This is a genomic window from Herpetosiphon geysericola (assembly GCF_001306135.1).
GTDB classification, from domain to species: domain Bacteria; phylum Chloroflexota; class Chloroflexia; order Chloroflexales; family Herpetosiphonaceae; genus Herpetosiphon; species Herpetosiphon geysericola.
The window spans coordinates 201,015-220,020 of sequence record NZ_LGKP01000015.1; the positions used below are offsets into that span (position 1 = coordinate 201,015).

Consider the following 19,006-nt stretch of genomic DNA (forward strand, 5'->3'; position numbering starts at 1 on the left):
TACTATGGTTAATCATGGCGTTGAATCGCCAAAAATGCTTGTTCAACTTGGCGGCGGGCATCCGCGAGCGAACCGCTATTATCAATTACAACATCAGCAACGGCGATTTTATCGGCCTGACTATTTTGAGCATTAATCCGGAGCAAGGCTTCGGCTTCGCTCATTCCACGGTGTTCGATCAAGCGCGCCAATTGGATTGCTGGGTCGGCGCTGACCACCCAAACTGCATCACACATGGCCGGATAGCCACTTTCGATCAATTTAATTGCGTCGATCACGACGACTTTAGTGCGCAATTGCTGCTGCGTTTCCAGCCAAGCAAGAATATGTTGGCGCACTGCTGGATGCACTAAGGCTTCCAACCGCCGCAATTGGGCTTGATCAGCAAAAACGATTTGGCCAAGGGCTTGGCGATTAATTGGCTGGCCTAAAGTTTGATTGTGTACAATCTCCAGCCCAAAGGCTTCAACAATTGGCAGATAGGCGCTACCATCAGGCGCTTGTACCTGATGCACCACTGCATCTGCATCGCAAACTGCTGCGCCCAATTCTTGCAGCATTGCCACAACCGTGCTCTTGCCACATGCAATATTGCCAGTTAAGCCAATTCGATACATACAAGCCCTTATCAAAGGATGAATTATGAATTATGAAGGATGAGGCTAAGTTTTAACCACGAAGGACACGAAGAGCACAAAGACTGCTATTAACACTGTTTAGTGCCAAAACCTGAACTTTAGCGTTCTTCGCGCTCTTAGCGGTTACGTTCATCCCTCATAATTCATAATTCATAATTTCGTTACGCTCCGACTTCTTCGGCCAATTGCTCCCAGCGGGCATAAAAATCGCTGAGTTGGTTTTCGAGTGCTGCATATTGGCTGCCAAGTTCGCCAATTTTGCGGGTATCTTGTTTGGTTGAGGCCTGCATAATTTCGGCATCAAGCGCAGCTTTGCGTTGCTCCAAGCTGGCAATTTCGCGCTCAAGGTTTTGGAGTTGGCGTTTGGCGCTCGCTGGTACTGGCGTGGGATTGGCTTTATTAGCCTTGGTTTGGCGCTCGGCGGCTCGTTTGGCCTCGATGGCGGCTGCTTCAGCGGCGCGGCGTTCGTTTTCACGTTGGGCGGCTAAGGCCGAATAATTGCCCGGGAAGCGGGTAATGCTGCCATCATCATTAACCAACCACAAGGTATCAGCCACCGCATCGATAAAATAGCGGTCGTGCGAGACAAAGAGTAATGTACCATTAAAATCATTAAGTACACCCTCAAGCGCTTCGCGGGCCTGAATATCCAAGTGGTTGGTTGGTTCGTCGAGCATCAAAAAGTTGCCGCCGTTGAGCATCAACTGCGATAACGCGACGCGCGAACGCTCGCCCCCAGAAAGATCGCGAATTTGCTTAAACACATCATCGCTGGTAAACAAGAAGTTGCCGAGCATCGTGCGGGCGCGGGTTTCACCCATTTGCGGGTTATGGCGCAACACTTCATCTAAAATCGTATTATTGAAATCAAGCCCTTCGTGGCCTTGAGCATAGTAGCCAAGTTGCACATTGGCCCCAACCTCAAAGCTGCCAGCCAGCGGCTTAAGTTGATCAACCACGGTTTTGAGCAAGGTCGATTTGCCGCTGCCATTTGGCCCAAGCAAGGCCACCCGTTCGCCACGCATCACATACAATTCATCAAATTGCAGCAAAGTCGTGTTTTGGCCGTTCTCGGTGTAGCCAACGCCAAGTTGCTCTAAGGCCAGTACCACATCGCCAGAACGAAGATTGGTCTGCAAAGCAAATTTGAGTTCTTTGCGGCGTTGCGGGCCTTCAATTGCCTTCACATGGCCGTGAATGCTATTCCAGCCTTCTTTGAAGCGATTCAAGCGGCGTTCACGGCCTTTGGCTTCGCGAGCGCGCACCCCAGCCTTGAAGCGCCGAATAAACTCTTCGGTTTTGGCGATCATCTGCTGTTGGGCTTCAAACTCTTTGGCTAAACGTTCCATACGTTCAGCTTTAATTGTTTGATATTTTGAATATGAGGCGGCGTAATCTTGCAAGCGGCCCCATTCCATTTCCCATGTGCGGTTTGAAACGCGGTCGAGGAAGTAGCGGTCGTGGGAAATAACGATTAATGTGCCATCCCATTCGCGCAAAAAGCCTTCGAGCCATTCCAAGGCCGCCATATCAAGGTGGTTGGTTGGTTCGTCGAGCAAGAGAATATCGGGATCGCCGAGCAGCGCCACGGCGAGCGCAGCGCGGGTGCGTTGACCACCACTAAACTGGGCGATTGGCTGCGTCCACTGGGCATCAGTAAAGCCAAGCCCTTGAATGGTGCGGGTAATGCGATGTTCTTTTTCGTAGCCGCCAGCATGCTCATAGCGATGTTGCAACTCGCCATAGCGCTCCATTGCCTGTTCCCACTGCGGATCATCGGGATTGGCAATGGTTACTTCGAGTTGGCGCATTTCATCTTCGATGGCGCTGAGCGCGGCAAAAGCTGCATGCGCTTCGCGCTCCAAGGTCGAATCGGGGGCAAAAGTTGCTTCTTGGGCTTGATAGGTGACGCGTAAACCGCGTGAGCGATGTAGCGCACCTTCGCTGGCGCTATCGATGCCAGCAATAATTTTCATCAACGTCGATTTACCAGCTCCGTTAACCCCAACTAAGGCAATTTTATCGCCACGGGCCACTTGGAACGAAATAGCTTCAAATATTTGATCGGCTCCAAACCATTTGCCGAGATCATTTGCAATTAAGACAGACATTAGCGGGTGCTCCTCAAGGTTTTATTCATCATACCATTGCTTTAAGTTTTGGCTATCGGTCTTGAGGAGCACGCCTACTTGCTGCGTTCGGTCGAGCAGGAGCCGCTAAAATGCCAAAGCGGCACGATCGGCGTTGATCGTGCCGCTTATTCCTCAAGCTACAAGCAGCATTGGTTTATTCGGCGAGGCGGTAGCCAACACCCCATTCGGTCAGCAGAATTTTCGGCTGACGGGGGTTGTCTTCTAATTTGCGCCGTAAATGCCAGATATACACTTTTAGCGAATCGTGATCTGATTCTTTGCCACTGCCCCAAATCGAGCCAAGCAATTTTTCGTGGGGCACAACTTGACCAACACTATCAGCCAGCAAAATCAACAACTGATATTCAGTTGGCGTGAGATCAATCACTTTATCTTTGACTTTCAACTCGCGGCGTTGGCGATCGAGCACCATCAAGCCTTCGCCAGCGGTGATAATTGGCCGTTGCGGTGGAATCCGCCGCAACAAGGCACGCACGCGGGCCAGCAATTGGCTTGGGCTATACGGCTTAGTCATATAATCATCGGCACCGCTATCCAAGCCTGAAACGATTTGTTGGTCTTGAATGTTGGCAGTGAGCATCAGAATTGGCACATTGCTGAACTCACGAATCCGCCGACAGGTTTCATAGCCGTCCATGGCTGGTAACATCACATCCAAAATGATTAAATCGGGTGTGAGCGAGCGGACATACTCGATGGCAGTTGGCCCGTCGTAGGCAATTTGAACCCGATATTTTTCCATGGTGAGTTGCAACGAGAGCAACTGGGCTACATCGGGTTCATCATCTACAACTAAAATTAATGGTTGTTCCATACGTGAGAGATCCTCTCCAAAAAAACACTAACCCGATTTTTTAGGGCAATAATTCTGATAATACATGATCCATCTCAGTCTCGGTAATCGCATTAATCCGAGTATACCGAATAATCCCTTCAGAATCAATAAAAAAAGTCACTGGAATATTAAAAATTCCAAATGCTTGTTGAGCAACGCGCTCATTATCGAGCGCAATCGGGTAGGTTACGGCGTAGCGCTGAATAAAGCGCCGAATTTCCTGATCCTTATCTTGGTCGGTCAGGTTGATGCCCACGACGGCGATTTTATCACCATAACGCTCGGCTGTGCGCACTAAGGCTGGCATTTCTTCCTTGCATGGCTCGCACCACGAGGCCCAAAAATTAATAATTAAGGGCTTGCCGCGATATTCTGCTGGGTTAAAGCTGTCTCCATCAACCGTTTTCAGCACCATGGCAGGCACTGGGCGGTCAATCCCAACCACAGTTTGCGGTTTATTACTATTGCCACTCGTTAAGATTGCCACCGTCGCAATAACGATAATTGCGACAATAATTCCTGCACCAAGCCAAAGCCATTCTTTGCGCGAAAGGCCTTGCTTAACGGGTGCTTCTGGTTCGCTGGTCATAATTGCTCCTAGGGTTTGGCTCCATCAAGCAGGCTCTGGGCTAGCTGGGCCTGGATGCTGTTGGGGCTAAGTTCAATCACTTTGCGCCATAAACGCTTGGCATCGTCCATGCGTGGCTCTGGCAGCAGGGCATACACGCGCCCGACATTCAGCAACACCAGCAAGGTCTGATCATCTTGGGCCAAAGCGGTTTCAGCCTCGGCAAGCGCTTGTTCGCTATAAAATGGATTACCAAAACCAATGCCATAGCGCGCCAACGCCACCGCCCGATCCGAACGGATCAACGGCTGGAAGTTATCCAAGGCCAAGGCTTGCGAATAGGCATCGCTGGCTTGAATCCAACGGCTGAGGTTTTGCACGTAGGCTTGGCCATTCGGTGCATGCTCATAAATCATTTGAATAAAATCATAATGGGCATGGCCAAGCATAATCCAGCCATTCGGATCACGCGGGTTTTGGTTGATCACGTTTTGGGCCTGTGATGTGCTTGCATCAAGTGCCAAGAGTTGGTCGCGCACATTAGGATCGCTAATTTCGCTCAAAATTGCCGAAGCAAACAGCGGCATTTCTTGCGGAGTTGTCTCTGCTGGCGGACGCGTATTGATCCAAATCAAGCCGCCAGTACCAACCAGCACCAGCGCGGTTGTGACAACCAAGACCAGCCAGCCATTCAGCCAGCGCCAACGCACTGCGCGCTCAACATCAATTGGTTTAATTGGTGAATCGCCGCGCCGCGGTGGCAGCGGACGATAATCTAATTCATCGGGTTGTTCCGACATGCTTTTAAACTCACTCGCTGCGGATGCAAGCAGCGCCTGCATCCGCAGCGTTTACTACAATTAAGCTGCTTGGGTTGCGGCCTCAGGCACGCTGGCTTGGGCGCGTTTTTTGGTGGCATGTTCGATAAAGCGGCGCGTAGCTGCCAACGAGCCACCAAGCGTCATCACAACAGTGCCAACCCAAACCAAGCCAACTGCCGGTTTGGTGCTAACAAAAATATCAGCTCGTTCTGGCAAGATTGGCAAATCCAAGCCAACGATTTGCAATTGTACTTGGCGATTTTCCAAGCTTAGCGCCGAAATCAACACTTGATTGCCATCGGCCAAGGTATATGGCTCTGGTTGGTTGCCAACCTCAGCAATTGCCCGTAAGCCTGGCTCGATCGTCGTGGCGTTGCCAGCTTCATCGTAGAAGGTCAAACGGGCTTTGATCGTAATTTCATCGGTGTTGGTTTCAGCGCCAGTATGGCCTTCGGGCAAGCTATAATCGAAGTTTTGAAACACAAAACTATAGGGGCCAACGCTGCCTTTTTGGCCTTGGGCCAAGGTGAGCAAATTGGGGTTGCTCTCGGCCAAATATTTACCTGGCGAGATATACAAATCGCCCCACCATTCGCGAATAATCGCTGGATTGCTGATCCATTGGCCGTCGCGGGGGTTGAGATACAGCTGCGGCGCTGCATCTTGGACTGCACCATTCTCGCGTTGCACCGCCAAATCGATCACGCCTTTTTCGGCTCCTTGGTTGTTGGTGCGGGTGGCGTAACCTTCGAAGGTAATTTTGTGCCCAAACGCGGTTTGGGTGGTGTTCAAGGGAATCGTCATGTTGATGTCGGGCGAGCTGTAGGCCGATGAGCCGACAAAGCCAATCACCAGCAGGGCTGCGCCAATATGCGCCGCATAGCCGCCGATGCGCATCCAGCCGCCGCGCACTGTGCGCACGATCATCAACAGATTTACACCTAAGCCTAAACTGCCCAGCCCAAGATAGGCCAATGACAACGGTTTACGCACGCCGAGCAGCAAACCAACCACCGTTGCAACCACGGCCAGAATTGCTGGCATGCGTAGGGCATAGATAAACTTGCGCATGTTGCCGCCGCGCCAGCCAAGCAACGGAGCCAAGGTCATTAAGCCAATCACAACCAAGCCAAACGGCGGCGTGACGGTGCGGAAGAAGCTTGGTTGCAAGCTAAAACGGCCATCTTGGCTGGCAGCAATATCAAACGCTTTGGCAAAGGTCGTGCGCAGGCCATCGCGCAAGACTGGGGTTTGCGAAAACAGCGGCATTGAGGTGCCAATGCCCACAATCAGCGTGATAATGACCAAACAAAACATGCCAAGCACAAACAAACTATCGCGTGAAAAGAGATTTTCTGAAAGCTTGTTGATTGGAATGTCGCGCCAGCGCTTGATGAAAATGGCGAGCGAAGCTACTAAGCCAAGAATCAACACCACCGCCATGGTCGTGCCAAGGCCATCCTCGGTAAATGAGTGCACCGAGAAATCGCCCAAAATTCCCGAACGGGTCAGGAACGAGGCATACATCACCAAGCCATAGGTTGCAATCGCAAGGCTGATGTTGGCGCGGCGCAAGCCACCATGGGCGCGTTGCACCAACATACCGTGCAGCAAGGCGGTTACGGTGAGCCATGGCAAGAGCGATGAGTTTTCGACTGGGTCCCAAGCCCAATAACCACCCCAACCAAGAGTTTCGTAGGCCCAATAACCGCCAAGGGTTAATGCTGTGGTCAGCACAACCCACGCCGTAATTGTCCATGGCAATGCTGCTTTGACCCAAGCATCGTAATCGCGCCGCCATAGCCCAGCGATGGCATAAGCAAACGGAATTGCCAACAAGCCATAGCCCAAGAACAAAATTGGCGGGTGAATCACCATCCATGGGTTGTGTAGCAACTCGTTCAAGCCGCGCCCATCTTCTGCATAGATGATTTGTTTGGCAACATCGAAGCGCAAGGCAAATGGATTATTGATCAGCATAAAGCTGATAATCGCCACCTGCACCGCCATCAAGGGCATTAGCACAAACGGCTCGAACTCGCGCGAACGCCGCAGCAGCAACGGCGCTGCCAATAAGCCAACTAAGGCCCAAATCATAAATGAGCCTTGTTGCCCAGCCCACAGCGCCGAAAGTTTATAGCGTAGCTCTAAATCGTTCGATGAGTAGTTATAGACATAATCAAACTCATAACGCCCAAAATAGAACAATGCCAAAAGTAATAGTGCTGCCACAACGATCGCAACGGCGGCGATCCGCACGCCCCAACGCCCCCAGTTCAAGGCAGTGCGCTGGCCTGCGATCAGCAATATATAGGATGTGGTTGCGGTAAACGTTGCAACTAAGGCCACGACCAGCAACAATGTGCCAAACATAAATAAATTCATCGACAATCCTCAGGGTTTGGTTTGCTGGCTTGCACCAAGCAGGCACAAGCCATCCGACCTACTTGGCAGCTTGGGTATCTTCTTGATACTTCGATGGGCATTTGACCAACAAATCGTCGGCGACAAAAATGTCTTCGCTCTCATCGAATGCGCCAATCGCGACCACACTAATCGCTTGATCAAAGTTGCCTGGCTTGGGCTGGCGATACAGCACTTCAATTGGCTGGCCCATTTCATCACGCATGGTAAAGCGGAATGCGCCCGCTTCGACGGTGCCTTGATTTTGGGGATAGCCCATCACTTGGACATTGCGTCCGCTGGCTTTGGCTTCGCTTACATTGACATAGGGCGTAAGCGAATCACCCATTGAGGTAAAGCCCAACCAGCCAGCCAAGACCAGGAGCGCGATTCCGACCATATGCAGCGGTTTAAGCCGAAAACGAGGAGTTGTTGCTTCAGACATTGCTGGTTTCCTTTCGTTCGGGGTTGACCCGTTCTGGCCGAATTGGCGTGTTGGTTGCTTCGGTGCTAGGGTTGGTTTGACGTTCTTGCAAGGCTTGGCGCAGGGCTTTGGCTTGGCGGTCAATTTTTAGCAAATAGGCAAAAATGCCCAGCCAAACCACCAAGGTCACTGCCGCCGCCACATACATGGCGAGGCCTGGGTCGGTTAATCCATTCATATCGTTATTCCTTGTTGTACTAATTGTTCATTGATGTCGAGCACATCGGCCCGCAACCACCAGAGCCAGAAAAACAGCAGCGTAAAGCCAAAGAGGCTGGCAAAGAAGGTTAACAAGGTGCGTTGCTCAGTCAACAGGCCAATATTGCCAGTGTTGGCAATTGCAATTTCGACCGTTTGATTACCTGGTTCGCCCACTAAGCGCTTGATTTGCACGTCGCGCAAGGTTTCGGGCAAGCGCTCAATCGTTTCGGGCTTATTGCTGGCCCGATTAAAAGACGGTTTTAAGGTGTAATTTGTGCCATTCGATACAATGCTGACCGTGGCAACCGTCAGATCAGCTTGTTGCTCGATGCCCAATAATTCAACTTTGAAATCCTCGACGGTGCCGATAATTCGCCCATTTTCGGTCAATTCAATGCCTTGGCAATTGGGCGTATTCAAAATTGCACAATTAGGGTGCAGCGTATCATCGGTGACCCGTGGAATCACAAAGATCAAAAACGGAACCGCTACAAAAGCTAGCAGGGCATAGATCGAACCAAGGTAGCGTTGGCGTTGGCGATCTTCAATCGAGGTTCGCAAGGCAAAATAGGCCGCATAAATCAGCATTAATGCGGCAATTGCGGTTTCGCGTGGGTCCCAATTCCAGTAGGTTCCCCACACAACTTTGGCAAAAATCGCTCCCGTAACGGTTGCTAAAACACTGAAAATCAAGCCCAATTCTGCCGCAGCCAAGGCCAAGGCATCGTCGCGGGCGCGGCCATGGCGCAAGTAGCGCCAGCTATAAATTGCCGAAAACAAAAAGGCGACGCTGGTCAGCCAGCCCGTTGGCACGTGCATAATCACAATTCGTCCAACGTTGCCCAAGCCCTCGTGAGCAGGTACCCACAAAAACATGGCCACGGCGACCAGTCCCAGCCAAATTCCAGTAAACCACTTAAAGGTTGTCGCAAGCATGCTTAATTGTTCCCACCATGAGAGCGTTTATGCTTCCCAAACTCGTTCAAAAAGCCAAAGTGCAGCCACATGTTCAGCAATGGTGTAGGCCGCAAGCAATTGTAAGCCGCTCCCAGCAGCGGCCCATGTGCCGCCGCTGAGCGCTAATTCGGTTGTTTCAACCGCAATAATTAAGAGTGGTAGCACCAACGGAAAGGCCAGAATCGTAAACAACGAGCCTTTACCATCGGCTTTGGCTACCAAGGTTGCCAAAATAGTTGTTGCCCCAGCGAGGGCTAAGCCGCCCAAACTGAGCGTGACCAGAAACAAGCCAACGTTGGCAATCGTGACATTCAACAAACCAATAAAGAGCAACGTGACCAGGGTTTCGAGCAAGGCCAAAATCAATAAATTGACCCCTAATTTGCCCAAATAAACCGCCAACGCTGGCACATTCAAGCGCAATAAGGTCGCCGTGTGCGCTTCTTCTTCACGCACAAACGTCCGTGATAAACCATTCATCGCCGCAAAAAAGATTGCAATCCATAAAAGCACTGCTAAGGTTGCTGCCGAACGCGGGTCGCGGCTTAGGCCCAACGGCCCTAAGCGAAAGCTGACCATCACCGCAGTTGTAACTGCAAACAACGCCATTGCATTGAGCGCATAACGGGTGCGCAGCTCGATTTGTAAATCTTTATAGGCAACGGCCCATGCAGCCTGCCAAAATACTGGTTTAGCCACGGGCGGCGGCTCCTACAGTCAAAACAAGATCAGCCCAAGCTGCATCGCGTTCGTCGTTGGTTGCCAACACGGTTAGGCCATGTTGGCGTTGTTGTTCAACGAGTTGGGCAACTAATTGGCGACCATGCTCATCGAACATGGCGGTTGGTTCATCGAGCAGCAAGATTGGTGGTTTGGCTAAAAGGGCAATTGCATATTTCAAGCGCAGCGCCATTCCCGATGAAAAATGGGCCACCCGCTCATGCTCACGCCCAGCCAAACCAACTTGAGCCAATAGCTCGCGCCAATAGGCCTGGTCGGCGGCCAAACCACGAGCCTTGGCTAAAAATTGCAAATGTTCGAGCGCGCTTAATTCGCGATACAAGGCCACATCTGGCCCAACAAAGCCAATCCATGGCCGCATTGTGTTTGGGTTATAGGTTTGGCCTTGCCATTGATAGGCAATTGTGCCAGCAGTTGGGCGTTCGAGGCCACATAACAAGCGTAAAAAGGTCGATTTGCCAGCGCCATTTGGGCCACGCACCGCCAAAACTTCGCCCCGATGCAATTCGCCCGCCAACTGGTCGTAGACCGGGCGGGTGCTGTAGGTTTTGGCAAGGGCTTGCCAGCTCAGTTGTAGCGCCGCATCTGTTCGATTCATCACAGAGTCTATTGTATCATAGCCAATTGGCGCTTTGATGCTCTCCAGCTCAGCATTTCAGGTTGGGTTCTTTAAGGTAATTTTGATATATAGCTGGTTAGATAGCTTGATTTTTGGGCCATTTGTCCTATAGCGGGAGTAGACATGGTTGATGAATACTTAGAAGCCTAGGCCCATTAATCTAATTTAGAGGAGGACCCCTATGAATAACAGGCGGCTGGCCCTGTTAGTGAGCTTGTGTGCGGTGTTGCTTGGCTTTGCTGTGGCTAAGCGTCCTGACGTAACAAGCGCCAAGGTCTTATTAACTCAAACCCCATCAGGTAGTACTATAGTACCGTCAATGACGGTTACTCCTACGGCGACAGCTACTCCTAGCTGTTTTCCACGGGGTGAGAATAGCCAAGCGCGGGTTCCCAATTTGACCCCGACGCTGCCACCAAGTGGTACGCCAACGATTACCGCAACCGCAGATCCCTGTTTTGTCCAACCTGAACTGATTTTGAGTGGCCCAAGCCAAGTGGTTGTTGGGCAAGTCTTTACACTATCAATCCAGTATATCAATCTTGGCATGCCCTACGCCAGCATTGGATTCAACAATTCCTCGTTGGCCCAGTTTGATCCAGCTTTAACCATGCCCTGTAAGTATAACGAGCACCCAACAGGCTGTAGCGCTATCACCATTCGCGCTACCAATGTTGGAACGTTGATTATCAATGCGACAGCAACAGGCGAATCGTATAATCATGGTTGGTATTGGGGCTGGGGTTCGGCTCGCGCGCCGCTCGTGGTCACAATTAGCGATCCGAATGCTACGCCAACCGTTACGCCAAGTAATCCATGTGTTACGCCAACCGTTACGCCAACGCCAAATCTGGGGCAACGCCAAGCACCGCAGTTGACCCAAACGCCAAGCAATCCATGCCTTACGCCAACGTTTACGCCAACGCCAACCGGCACACGCACGGCAACGCCAACGTTTCCAAGTTATCCGTGCTATACGCCAACAACGTTGCCAATGCAACAAGCGCCCCAGGTGACGCAAGCGCCGTGTACTCCAACCCCAACCATGGCTATTACGCCATGTCCCACCAACTTGGTACTTAATGCTAGCCCATGTGTTGGAACCCCAACGAACACGCCAGCGAGCGGTAGTCCCACCGTTACGCCGATTGTTAAAGAACTGATTTTGAGTGCTCCCAACTTGGTTAATGTTGGCGATGCGTTCAGCTTGACCATCCAGTATGTCAATATTGGCGTGCCCTATACCGGCATTACGCTTAGCCCAACCGGAACAGTACAATTTGACCCGCCATTGACGATGCCATGTAAATTTAATGAACATCCAACTCACTGCCGCAAAATTGGTTTACGCGCCATCGCTCCTGGCACAATCGAGATTGATGCTGGGGCAACGGGCGAAGTGCCAATTGCTGGCGGCGGTTGGGCATGGGGCAGCGCTCAAGCTCGCAATCCGATCACAGTACGAGTGCTGGTGCTCGACCATAAAACCTTTATCCCGATCGTCAAAACCCAATAGCACGCTAATTGAAAGCTGCGCAACCGATCGTCGTCATGGCGATCGGTTGGCATTTAAGCAGCAATTCTCGGCTACAATGGCAGCAGTTCTTTGCTTTTGGAGGTTGCAATGGAGATCAAATGGACACCATGGCGCGGGCAGTTTGTCAAAGGCGAAACGCCCAAGGATGCAGGCTGCGTCTTGTGCGTTAAGCACGAAGAATCAAACGATGCTGCAAATCATGTGCTCTATCGGGGCCAATTTAGCTATGTGCTGATGAATTTGTATCCCTATAATCCAGGCCATTTGATGATTGTGCCCTATACTCATACCAACGATTTTGCCAATCTACCAGCAGCAACTGCTGCCGAAATTATGCATTTGACCCAACGCTCAGCCACAATTTTGAGCACAGTCATGAATCCACATGGCTACAATTTGGGCATGAATTTGGGCAAGCCAGCAGGCGCAGGCATCGACGAGCATTTGCATATGCATATTGTGCCACGCTGGAACGGCGATACCAACTTTATGCCATTAATCGGTGGCGTGAAGCTGATTCCCGAAGCGATGGATGATACCTATGCCGCCTTAGTTGGCCATTTTCAAGCGTTATAATTATTTGCTCAAATCGATCAAGACATCACGAATGCGCTCGGTGATTGAGCGGGCGGCAGGTGAGGGCGTAGCGCTTTGGTTAACTGAGCGCTGCTGCTCAAGATAATTGTGAGTTGCTTGTTGGCGCTCTGCAACCATCACGCCTAAGCGTTCGGCCAACGATGGATTTTTGGCATACAACGGCGCTAAATCGTGGCGTTCAATCACAATTGTGCGCGTATCTTCTTCGGCAATCACGCTGGCCGAACGCGGTTCATCCATTAACATGCCGCGTTCGCCAAACACATCGCCAGCCCCTAAATGCGAAACGACAAGCGGCGGCTGATCGTCGTGGGCAACTTCGACGCGCACTTTGCCTCTGGTAATCGCATACAGAATATGTTCATGGCGGCCTTGATGGGCCAGAATTTCGCCCCGCTCAAATAAGCGAATTTCGACGTTCTCCGATAAAAAGCGCAATTCTTGCTCGTGCAAGCCATCAAGCAGCTTGATGCGGCGCAGACGCTCGAAAATTTGTTCAGGCGTGTAATCAAGCCGCCGTTGGCGACTAGCCTGTTCTGGGCGGGTCAGCACCATCTCATTCGAGGCAAAGTGAATGCCTTGGCGCTGAAATACATACCAAATTCTGCTCAGCGCATCGCCTTGCAACTGGGGAAAATCATCGTAGTTGCTGATCCAACATTTAACTTCGTAAGTTGTCGAAAAGGCAGTGTAGTTGCGCACAAACACAAACGGCTCTGGTTGGGCAACAACGCCACGGCTCGAAAGCACTGCTTCTTTCAACAGTTCGCGCACCATCATCGGCGGGTGGACACAATCGACAGTAACTGCAACCCGCATGGCCACTGGCAAGCCCGTTGCGCTCATATTAATAATTTGTTGCTGGGCAATAATTGTGTTAGGGATGACGACTACTTGGCCATCACGCGGCTTGACCCGAATCGCCCGCCAGCTCATTTCTAAAACGCGGCCATAGCCAGTCTGGGCATCGATAAAAATCCAATCGCCAGGCATAAAAGGCCGTTCCATTTGCAGTGCGATGCCCGCTATCACATTTTTGAGCAAATCTTGCAGTGCCAGCCCAACCACGGCAGTAAAAACGGTTGAACTAAGTAGCACGGTGCCAATTTGCACTTGGAAGAAATGCCCAATACAAATGAGCAGCGTCATGAGCAGCACAAAGCCACGCGCAATGTCGCGCATCAAGCGTGGGATGGCATTGGGCCGACCATTGGCAGCCAAACGCCGCACGAGCAGCTGGTCGCCAATATGCAAAACTACAGCAATAATTGAAACGGTGACAATTGTTTGGAGGATTTTGGTGAGCAGCGGCCAGTGTTCAAGCTGTTGATCCGACCATAAGCCAACGAGGGCAGCAGCGCTGAGCGCCAAAAATTGACCAAGCACGTTCAAGCCGCTAATTAGCCCAAACCGCCGCCCAAGCCGAATTAAGAGCCGCAACCCTGCATAGCTGCCAACTCCCCAGAACATTGGCTGAATAATATGCTCAAACAGACTTAACATAACAATAGCTTATGGTTTTGGTTCTGCCATGTCAAGCACCCAATACGGGCGATCTTCAGCATAGGCAAGGCCAATGCCAACATGGCGATAGGCACAATTGGTAATATTAGCGCGATGTGGGCCATCAACTGGCTCATCCATCCATTGGGCTACAACTTCTTCCGGCGTTGCAAACCAAGCAGAAATATTTTCGCCGCGCCGAATAAATTGGTAGCCTGCTTGCTCAAGCCGCTCGCTATAGCTGCGGCCATCGCTGCTGACGTGATCGATTTTTTGATGTTGGGCCATGTCGTCGGCGTGGGCTTGAGCGATAGTTTGTAAGCGTGGCTCAAACACCAAAGCGACACAATTGGTTTTTTGGCGTTCACGATTGACTGCCAGCAAAACATCGAGTTTAAGGTCGCCAGAACTGGTAAGGCTTGCGGTCACTTGGATGGTTGCTGATGCAATTGGGCTGGCTTGGCTGGTGGCACTCGCCGCGACGCTTGGGGTTGTGGTTGCTGAGCTGGTTGTGGTTGCGGTTGAAGCGGGCGTGATGCTGGCGAGGCTTGGTAACGCACTCGAAATGGCAGTTGGGTTGGTAGCGCTCTCAAAGCGAATCACCGTTCCATTGAGGCGTGGTGCAACCCACCACACCCCAATGATCACGCCGAGCACGAGGCCAAACAGCAATAAGCCAAGCCCGCGCAGACTATTTGCCATAGGCTGCAATTTGGCTTAGCACATCGGTAATTAATGCGCTAAACATGGGCTTGGCGGTTTCGCCTGCTTCCAACACTTCCTCGTGGTTGGCTGGTGGCGCGTCGGGGTGAGCAATGTTGGTGATCAACGAAATGCCCAAAACCCGCATCCCACGATAACGAGCGACAATTGCTTCCGGCGCGGTCGACATGCCAACTGCATCGACGCCAATTCCACGCAGATAGTTCATTTCAGCGCCAGTTTCAAACGATGGCCCTGCGAGCATTGCATAGACGCCTTCGCGTAAGGTTGCGCCAGCCCGTTCGGCGGCAGCTTTGGCCATTGCGCCTAATTCTAGATCATAGGCATTGAGCATGGCCGGGAAGCGTGGGCCAAGCGTATCGTCGTTGTGGCCGCGCAACGGGTGAAAACCAGCCATGCCCGGCAAAAAGATATGATCGGCGATGCGCATTAAATCGCCAACCTGCCAATTGGCATTTAAGCCGCCAGCAGCATTGGTCACAATCAGTGTATCTGCTCCCAAGGCCCGCATGACGTGCACTGGCAAGGTCACTTCATCCATGCCATAGCCTTCGTAGAAGTGAAAGCGCCCGCGCATGGCCAGCACTGAAACCCCGCCAAGTTCACCTAACACTAGTTCGCCGCGATGGCCGGGCACTGCCGAAGGCGCAAAGCCTGGAATATCGCTGTAGGAGACGACAACTGGGTTTTGAATATGATCAACCAGTTGGCTCAAGCCTGAGCCAAGGATAATTCCCACTTGGGGCACACGATCGGTATAACGACGAATGGCAGCGACTGCGCCATCGATTGCTTGCGTGCGATTGGTGGTCATGAATTGAAATCCTTTGCAACAATAGCCACATTGCTATGGCCGCGGACATTATATCCGACTGAGAATTTCGCGTTTTTTGGCTTCAAAATCAGCATCAGTAATTAAGTTTTTCTGACGCAAATCGTTTAAGCGCAGCAACAATTCTTCAATATCATTATCATTCGGGCGTTGATAGGGTGGCACAAAATTTTTATAGGCATTGACCGATTGCATATACATGGCTGGTTCGCGATCATGTTCTTCTTTTGCATTCAACATGGCGCGTTTAAATTCAAGTGGAGCGCGAATAAAGGTAAAAAGATTATCGCTATTTTCGTTGGCCGTTTGTACCTCAATATCACCATAATTAAACATCCGACCCATAAATGTTTGACGCATTTGAACGTCGTTAATTTTATCGAGCGATGAATCGAGGCTGGCTTTATTAACGATGCCCCGGAGATGAATCACTCGCCGATCAGTTAATAAAAACTTTTCATTGCGCCAACGTAGAAAATCAATAACAGCACTTGCCAAAATGAGCAAAATGATTGCAATTAAAATCATTTGCACATAAGGTTGAATCGATTGCCATTTGGCGCTCTCAAGCCTAGTAATAAAAAAAATCGCGGCAATCATAATTGCCATCACAACGACTTCAAAGCCAATGCGTCCCAAGAAAACGAACGGATGCTGATGGGCTTCATATTTAATATCTTCGTTTTCAGCTAAGAGTTGCTCAACATAGCTCATTGGTTGTGCTCCTTTAGGGGGAATCGCGGCTAGTGTAGTGGTAAGCTATAGGCTTGTCAACCACGCACTAAATTGAGAAATTGGGTTGATTTTAGCTCACGCTCTAAAACTTGGCTCAATGAGGCTTTTAATACCGCCCGAGCTTCATGCACAGTTTCTGGTGCTGGCGCAAGGCTGGCGACGGTCTCTAAAGGCATCCGTGCCAAGTAGCGTAACAATTTGAAGGTATTAAGCTTAATCGGCAATGTTCGTGGCTCGCTGTTGGAACATTGTTGACATAAAACACCTCCAGTGGTTGGGCTATAGCGATCGGCTTCTGGGCTAAGCTCGCGCTCACAGTTTGCACAGTGAAACAGGTGTGGTCGGTAGCCTGAAAGAATTAGTGTGTGTAATTCATAATACCGCAAAATGACATCACGGCGCACAACTTCATCCAAGACATCGAGCGCAGCCAAGGTTTCGCAGGTAAGCCGAAAAAGCGCTGGATTATCGCTTTCGTCAGCGGTCATTTGGTCGAGCAATTCGGCCACATAATAGCCTTGGCTGATGCGCGAAAGGTCTTCGCGCAGGCTGCGAAATGGTTGCACAACTCGACTTTCGGTCACAACATCGAACGAGCGGCCTTTGGCCAATTGCAAGTGGGTATGGATAAACAGCTCCAAATGGCCTGCTAGTTTGCTGGTCATTTTGCGCACGCCGCGCGCGGTGACGCTGAGCTTGCCATATTGCGGTGTGTAGATCGTCAAAATTCGATCGGCCTCGCCAACATCGGAGCGGCGAATAATCAGCGCCTCGGTGGTATATAAGCGGTCGCGCATGCTTGCTCCTTCTAGCTTCGGTTAATGATCTGTAGCCATTGTTTAACATTTGTTTTGAGTTGTTGGCGTTCGCTGCTGGGCAAGGTGTGTAACACCCGTTCGATCAAGGCTTCGCTGACCAAACTTGGGGCTAAACGCTGCACTGTCATAATGGCTGTGAGTAGCTGCTTAAGATCATGGTCACTAATCCGTTGATCAAGCTCGATGACTTGATTGAGTGCATAGCCAGCCTCGTGCAATGTGAGCGTTATCGCCGCAGCATCGGCCAATTCAAACTCCCACAGTTGCTGATTAAGCTCTGCATAGGGCGGTAAATGTGGCAGCTTGGCAATCTCGCTGAGCAAACTTGGTTCGCTGGTTTCAAGCAACAAGGCTGGACGGGCCAATAATTGGCGGCGGTCGCTTTGCCATTGCTGAAACAGCGTTTGCAAATCGTGGGGCACTGGCCGATCGCACCAGCGCTGCAAAAATGCTTGCATCTGGCTGGCCTGAATGCCACGTTGCAAGGCTTGGCTATACGAATGGGCGGTTAAACGAACAACCATTGTGCCATGAGTATCAGTTGATTGCCACTCAGTAATCCGTTGAATTTGAAAGCGTGGCAATGGCTCGACTGTTGGCGGAATCCGAATTAAGCCATCGCTGGCAAGCTGAAGTTGGCCAGCAAATTGGCTTGGCTCATGCCCAGCCTGCAGCAAATGACTCGCCCATTGGGTTAGCCGAACGGCCTGCGGATGTTTCATTTGATCGAGATCAAGCAAGCCCAGCCAGAACAATGGCCCTTGGCAAGCAGCTTTAATCCATGCACCTTCAACCTCGTTCCAATGCTGCCAAGCATTCAATGGCTCGCCATACTGGTCTTGAATGCTTGGTTGCTCAAAATCGCTGCGCAAAAGCTCTGGATAATTTGCCTGCATGTGGGCCAGCAAATCGTCAAAACCTAACCATTGATCGCTGGGCGCAGTTTGGAAACATTGCCAAAGTTGGTGGCGAGCGCTTTGCAGATCGAAGCGGGCTTGAAGATGCAGTTCGGTTAAGCTGAATTCATCAAAATCGCTCGCAAGCCAGCCATTAAAGAGCTGTTCAAGCCGTTGCTTGGGGCTGGCTTCAAGCCAATGCAACGGATTGCCGGCCAGTTGCAATTGTTGATTATGGACGTTCAATAAGCCAGCTTCAATTGCACAGGTGCGAATCCAGGCTAATTGGCCAAATTGGCGCTCACTTGTTGGCGTAGAAACTGCTATGCGTTCACAGATTGCCCGTAAGCCTTCTCGTTCAAGTTGTAATTGGCGCGTCAGTTTAAGCGCTTGCTGATAGCAGACGGCCAAAACCGTGGTCAGCAAACTTTCAGTTTGGCCGAGATCGGCCTCAATCCAGGTGCTTGGGCTTGGATGTTCGTGCCATGTTGGCAAACTTGGGGCCGAAACTGCTGGTAACGCTTGCAACCAATCGCTAAAAATCACGTAATACTCGCCGTCTACAGCTTTGAGCGGCTGAATCAAGCCCAAAACATACAAGCGCTCAAGCACTGAAGCTTGACCATGGATGGCCAAGAGATAGGCCCGAGGAGTGACAATATCACGATGTGAGCGAATTTTGCCAAACTCGCGTTCAAGCGTTTTGGCCGCGAGCTTGCCACCAGCAGCAACCACTCGATCCAAGGCCGAACGTTCAGCGCTGGATAAGCGCGCCACCAAGGCTTGAATCGCTGCTGGTTGACCAAGTTCGGCAGCATCGGCAACCTGCCACAAATGCGCCAATACATGGCGTTCGCTGGTGGGAAGGCTGGCAAGCCAATCGATTGAAGCATGTGTTCGTGTCATAGAGAAATTATACCCTTTACATTGCAGCATGATTGCATA

Annotated in this window: 19 protein-coding genes; 2 read left to right on the plus strand and 17 right to left on the minus strand. The window is 51.1% G+C overall.

The genetic code is table 11. The features are described 5' to 3' along the window. Positions 1–8: 8 nt before the first annotated feature. From coaE to SE18_RS09615, 11 genes are all read right to left on the minus strand, one after another. A complete protein-coding gene (gene coaE, locus SE18_RS09565) occupies positions 9–617 on the minus strand; it encodes a dephospho-CoA kinase (protein ID WP_083469806.1) in 609 nt (202 codons plus the stop codon). A gap of 182 nt (positions 618–799) precedes the next feature. Then, the gene (gene abc-f, locus SE18_RS09570) at positions 800–2,749 is read right to left on the minus strand and encodes a ribosomal protection-like ABC-F family protein (protein WP_054534224.1); all 1,950 of its coding nucleotides are present in this window, start codon (positions 2,747–2,749) and stop codon (positions 800–802) included. Positions 2,750–2,924: 175 nt separating this feature from the next. Further along, complete coding sequence (locus SE18_RS09575; protein WP_054534225.1) at positions 2,925–3,605, minus strand: response regulator transcription factor; 681 nt, start codon at positions 3,603–3,605, stop codon at positions 2,925–2,927. Positions 3,606–3,645: 40 nt separating this feature from the next. Then, complete coding sequence (locus SE18_RS09580; protein ID WP_054534226.1) at positions 3,646–4,215, minus strand: TlpA family protein disulfide reductase; 570 nt, start codon at positions 4,213–4,215, stop codon at positions 3,646–3,648. 8 nt (positions 4,216–4,223) lie between these two features. After that, positions 4,224–4,994 carry a tetratricopeptide repeat protein gene (locus tag SE18_RS09585; RefSeq protein WP_054534227.1) on the minus strand — a complete coding sequence of 257 codons (771 nt, stop codon included), beginning with the start codon at positions 4,992–4,994 and terminating at the stop codon, positions 4,224–4,226. 60 nt (positions 4,995–5,054) lie between these two features. After that, positions 5,055–7,400, minus strand: coding sequence for a heme lyase CcmF/NrfE family subunit (locus SE18_RS09590; RefSeq protein ID WP_054534228.1), 2,346 nt, complete (start codon positions 7,398–7,400; stop codon positions 5,055–5,057). Positions 7,401–7,458: 58 nt separating this feature from the next. Continuing rightward, complete coding sequence (locus SE18_RS09595; RefSeq protein ID WP_054534229.1) at positions 7,459–7,863, minus strand: cytochrome c maturation protein CcmE domain-containing protein; 405 nt, start codon at positions 7,861–7,863, stop codon at positions 7,459–7,461. Then, a complete protein-coding gene (locus SE18_RS09600) occupies positions 7,856–8,080 on the minus strand; it encodes a CcmD family protein (RefSeq protein ID WP_054534230.1) in 225 nt (74 codons plus the stop codon). The genes SE18_RS09595 and SE18_RS09600 overlap by 8 nt, the downstream gene beginning before the upstream one ends. Further along, positions 8,077–9,039: a cytochrome c biogenesis protein gene (locus SE18_RS09605; RefSeq protein WP_054534231.1), complete on the minus strand. Its 963-nt coding sequence runs from the start codon at positions 9,037–9,039 to the stop codon at positions 8,077–8,079. Before SE18_RS09605 ends, SE18_RS09600 begins: the two co-directional genes overlap by 4 nt. A gap of 27 nt (positions 9,040–9,066) precedes the next feature. Beyond that, a complete protein-coding gene (locus SE18_RS09610; protein ID WP_054534232.1) occupies positions 9,067–9,759 on the minus strand; it encodes a heme exporter protein CcmB in 693 nt (230 codons plus the stop codon). Continuing rightward, positions 9,752–10,399, minus strand: coding sequence for an ABC transporter ATP-binding protein (locus SE18_RS09615; protein ID WP_054534233.1), 648 nt, complete (start codon positions 10,397–10,399; stop codon positions 9,752–9,754). The genes SE18_RS09610 and SE18_RS09615 overlap by 8 nt, the downstream gene beginning before the upstream one ends. Before the next feature lie 202 nt (positions 10,400–10,601). Here SE18_RS09615 and SE18_RS09620 point away from each other — a divergent pair, with 202 nt between their 5' ends. Then, positions 10,602–11,936, plus strand: coding sequence for a hypothetical protein (locus tag SE18_RS09620; RefSeq protein ID WP_054534234.1), 1,335 nt, complete (start codon positions 10,602–10,604; stop codon positions 11,934–11,936). 108 nt (positions 11,937–12,044) lie between these two features. Further along, complete coding sequence (locus tag SE18_RS09625) at positions 12,045–12,533, plus strand: HIT family protein (protein WP_054534235.1); 489 nt, start codon at positions 12,045–12,047, stop codon at positions 12,531–12,533. On the opposite strand, the gene SE18_RS09630 is transcribed toward SE18_RS09625, so the two are convergent. Genes SE18_RS09630 through SE18_RS09655 form a run of 6 tightly spaced genes read right to left on the minus strand, consistent with a single transcriptional unit; the run spans position 12,534 to position 18,967 of the window. Further along, on the minus strand, positions 12,534–14,057 hold the full coding sequence (locus SE18_RS09630) for a mechanosensitive ion channel family protein (protein ID WP_054534236.1): 1,524 nt from the start codon (positions 14,055–14,057) through the stop codon (positions 12,534–12,536). A 9-nt stretch (positions 14,058–14,066) separates the two neighbouring features. Then, positions 14,067–14,759: a CAP domain-containing protein gene (locus tag SE18_RS09635; RefSeq protein ID WP_054534237.1), complete on the minus strand. Its 693-nt coding sequence runs from the start codon at positions 14,757–14,759 to the stop codon at positions 14,067–14,069. Beyond that, positions 14,749–15,594 carry a purine-nucleoside phosphorylase gene (locus SE18_RS09640; protein WP_054534238.1) on the minus strand — a complete coding sequence of 282 codons (846 nt, stop codon included), beginning with the start codon at positions 15,592–15,594 and terminating at the stop codon, positions 14,749–14,751. The genes SE18_RS09635 and SE18_RS09640 overlap by 11 nt, the downstream gene beginning before the upstream one ends. 48 nt (positions 15,595–15,642) lie before the next feature. Then, entirely contained in the window at positions 15,643–16,326 is a 684-nt protein-coding gene (locus tag SE18_RS09645; RefSeq protein WP_054534239.1) for a PH domain-containing protein, read from the minus strand. A 56-nt stretch (positions 16,327–16,382) separates the two neighbouring features. Further along, entirely contained in the window at positions 16,383–17,144 is a 762-nt protein-coding gene (gene recO / locus SE18_RS09650) for a DNA repair protein RecO (protein ID WP_054534240.1), read from the minus strand. A gap of 11 nt (positions 17,145–17,155) precedes the next feature. Continuing rightward, on the minus strand, positions 17,156–18,967 hold the full coding sequence (locus tag SE18_RS09655) for a helicase-associated domain-containing protein (RefSeq protein WP_054534241.1): 1,812 nt from the start codon (positions 18,965–18,967) through the stop codon (positions 17,156–17,158). Positions 18,968–19,006: the final 39 nt, after the last annotated feature.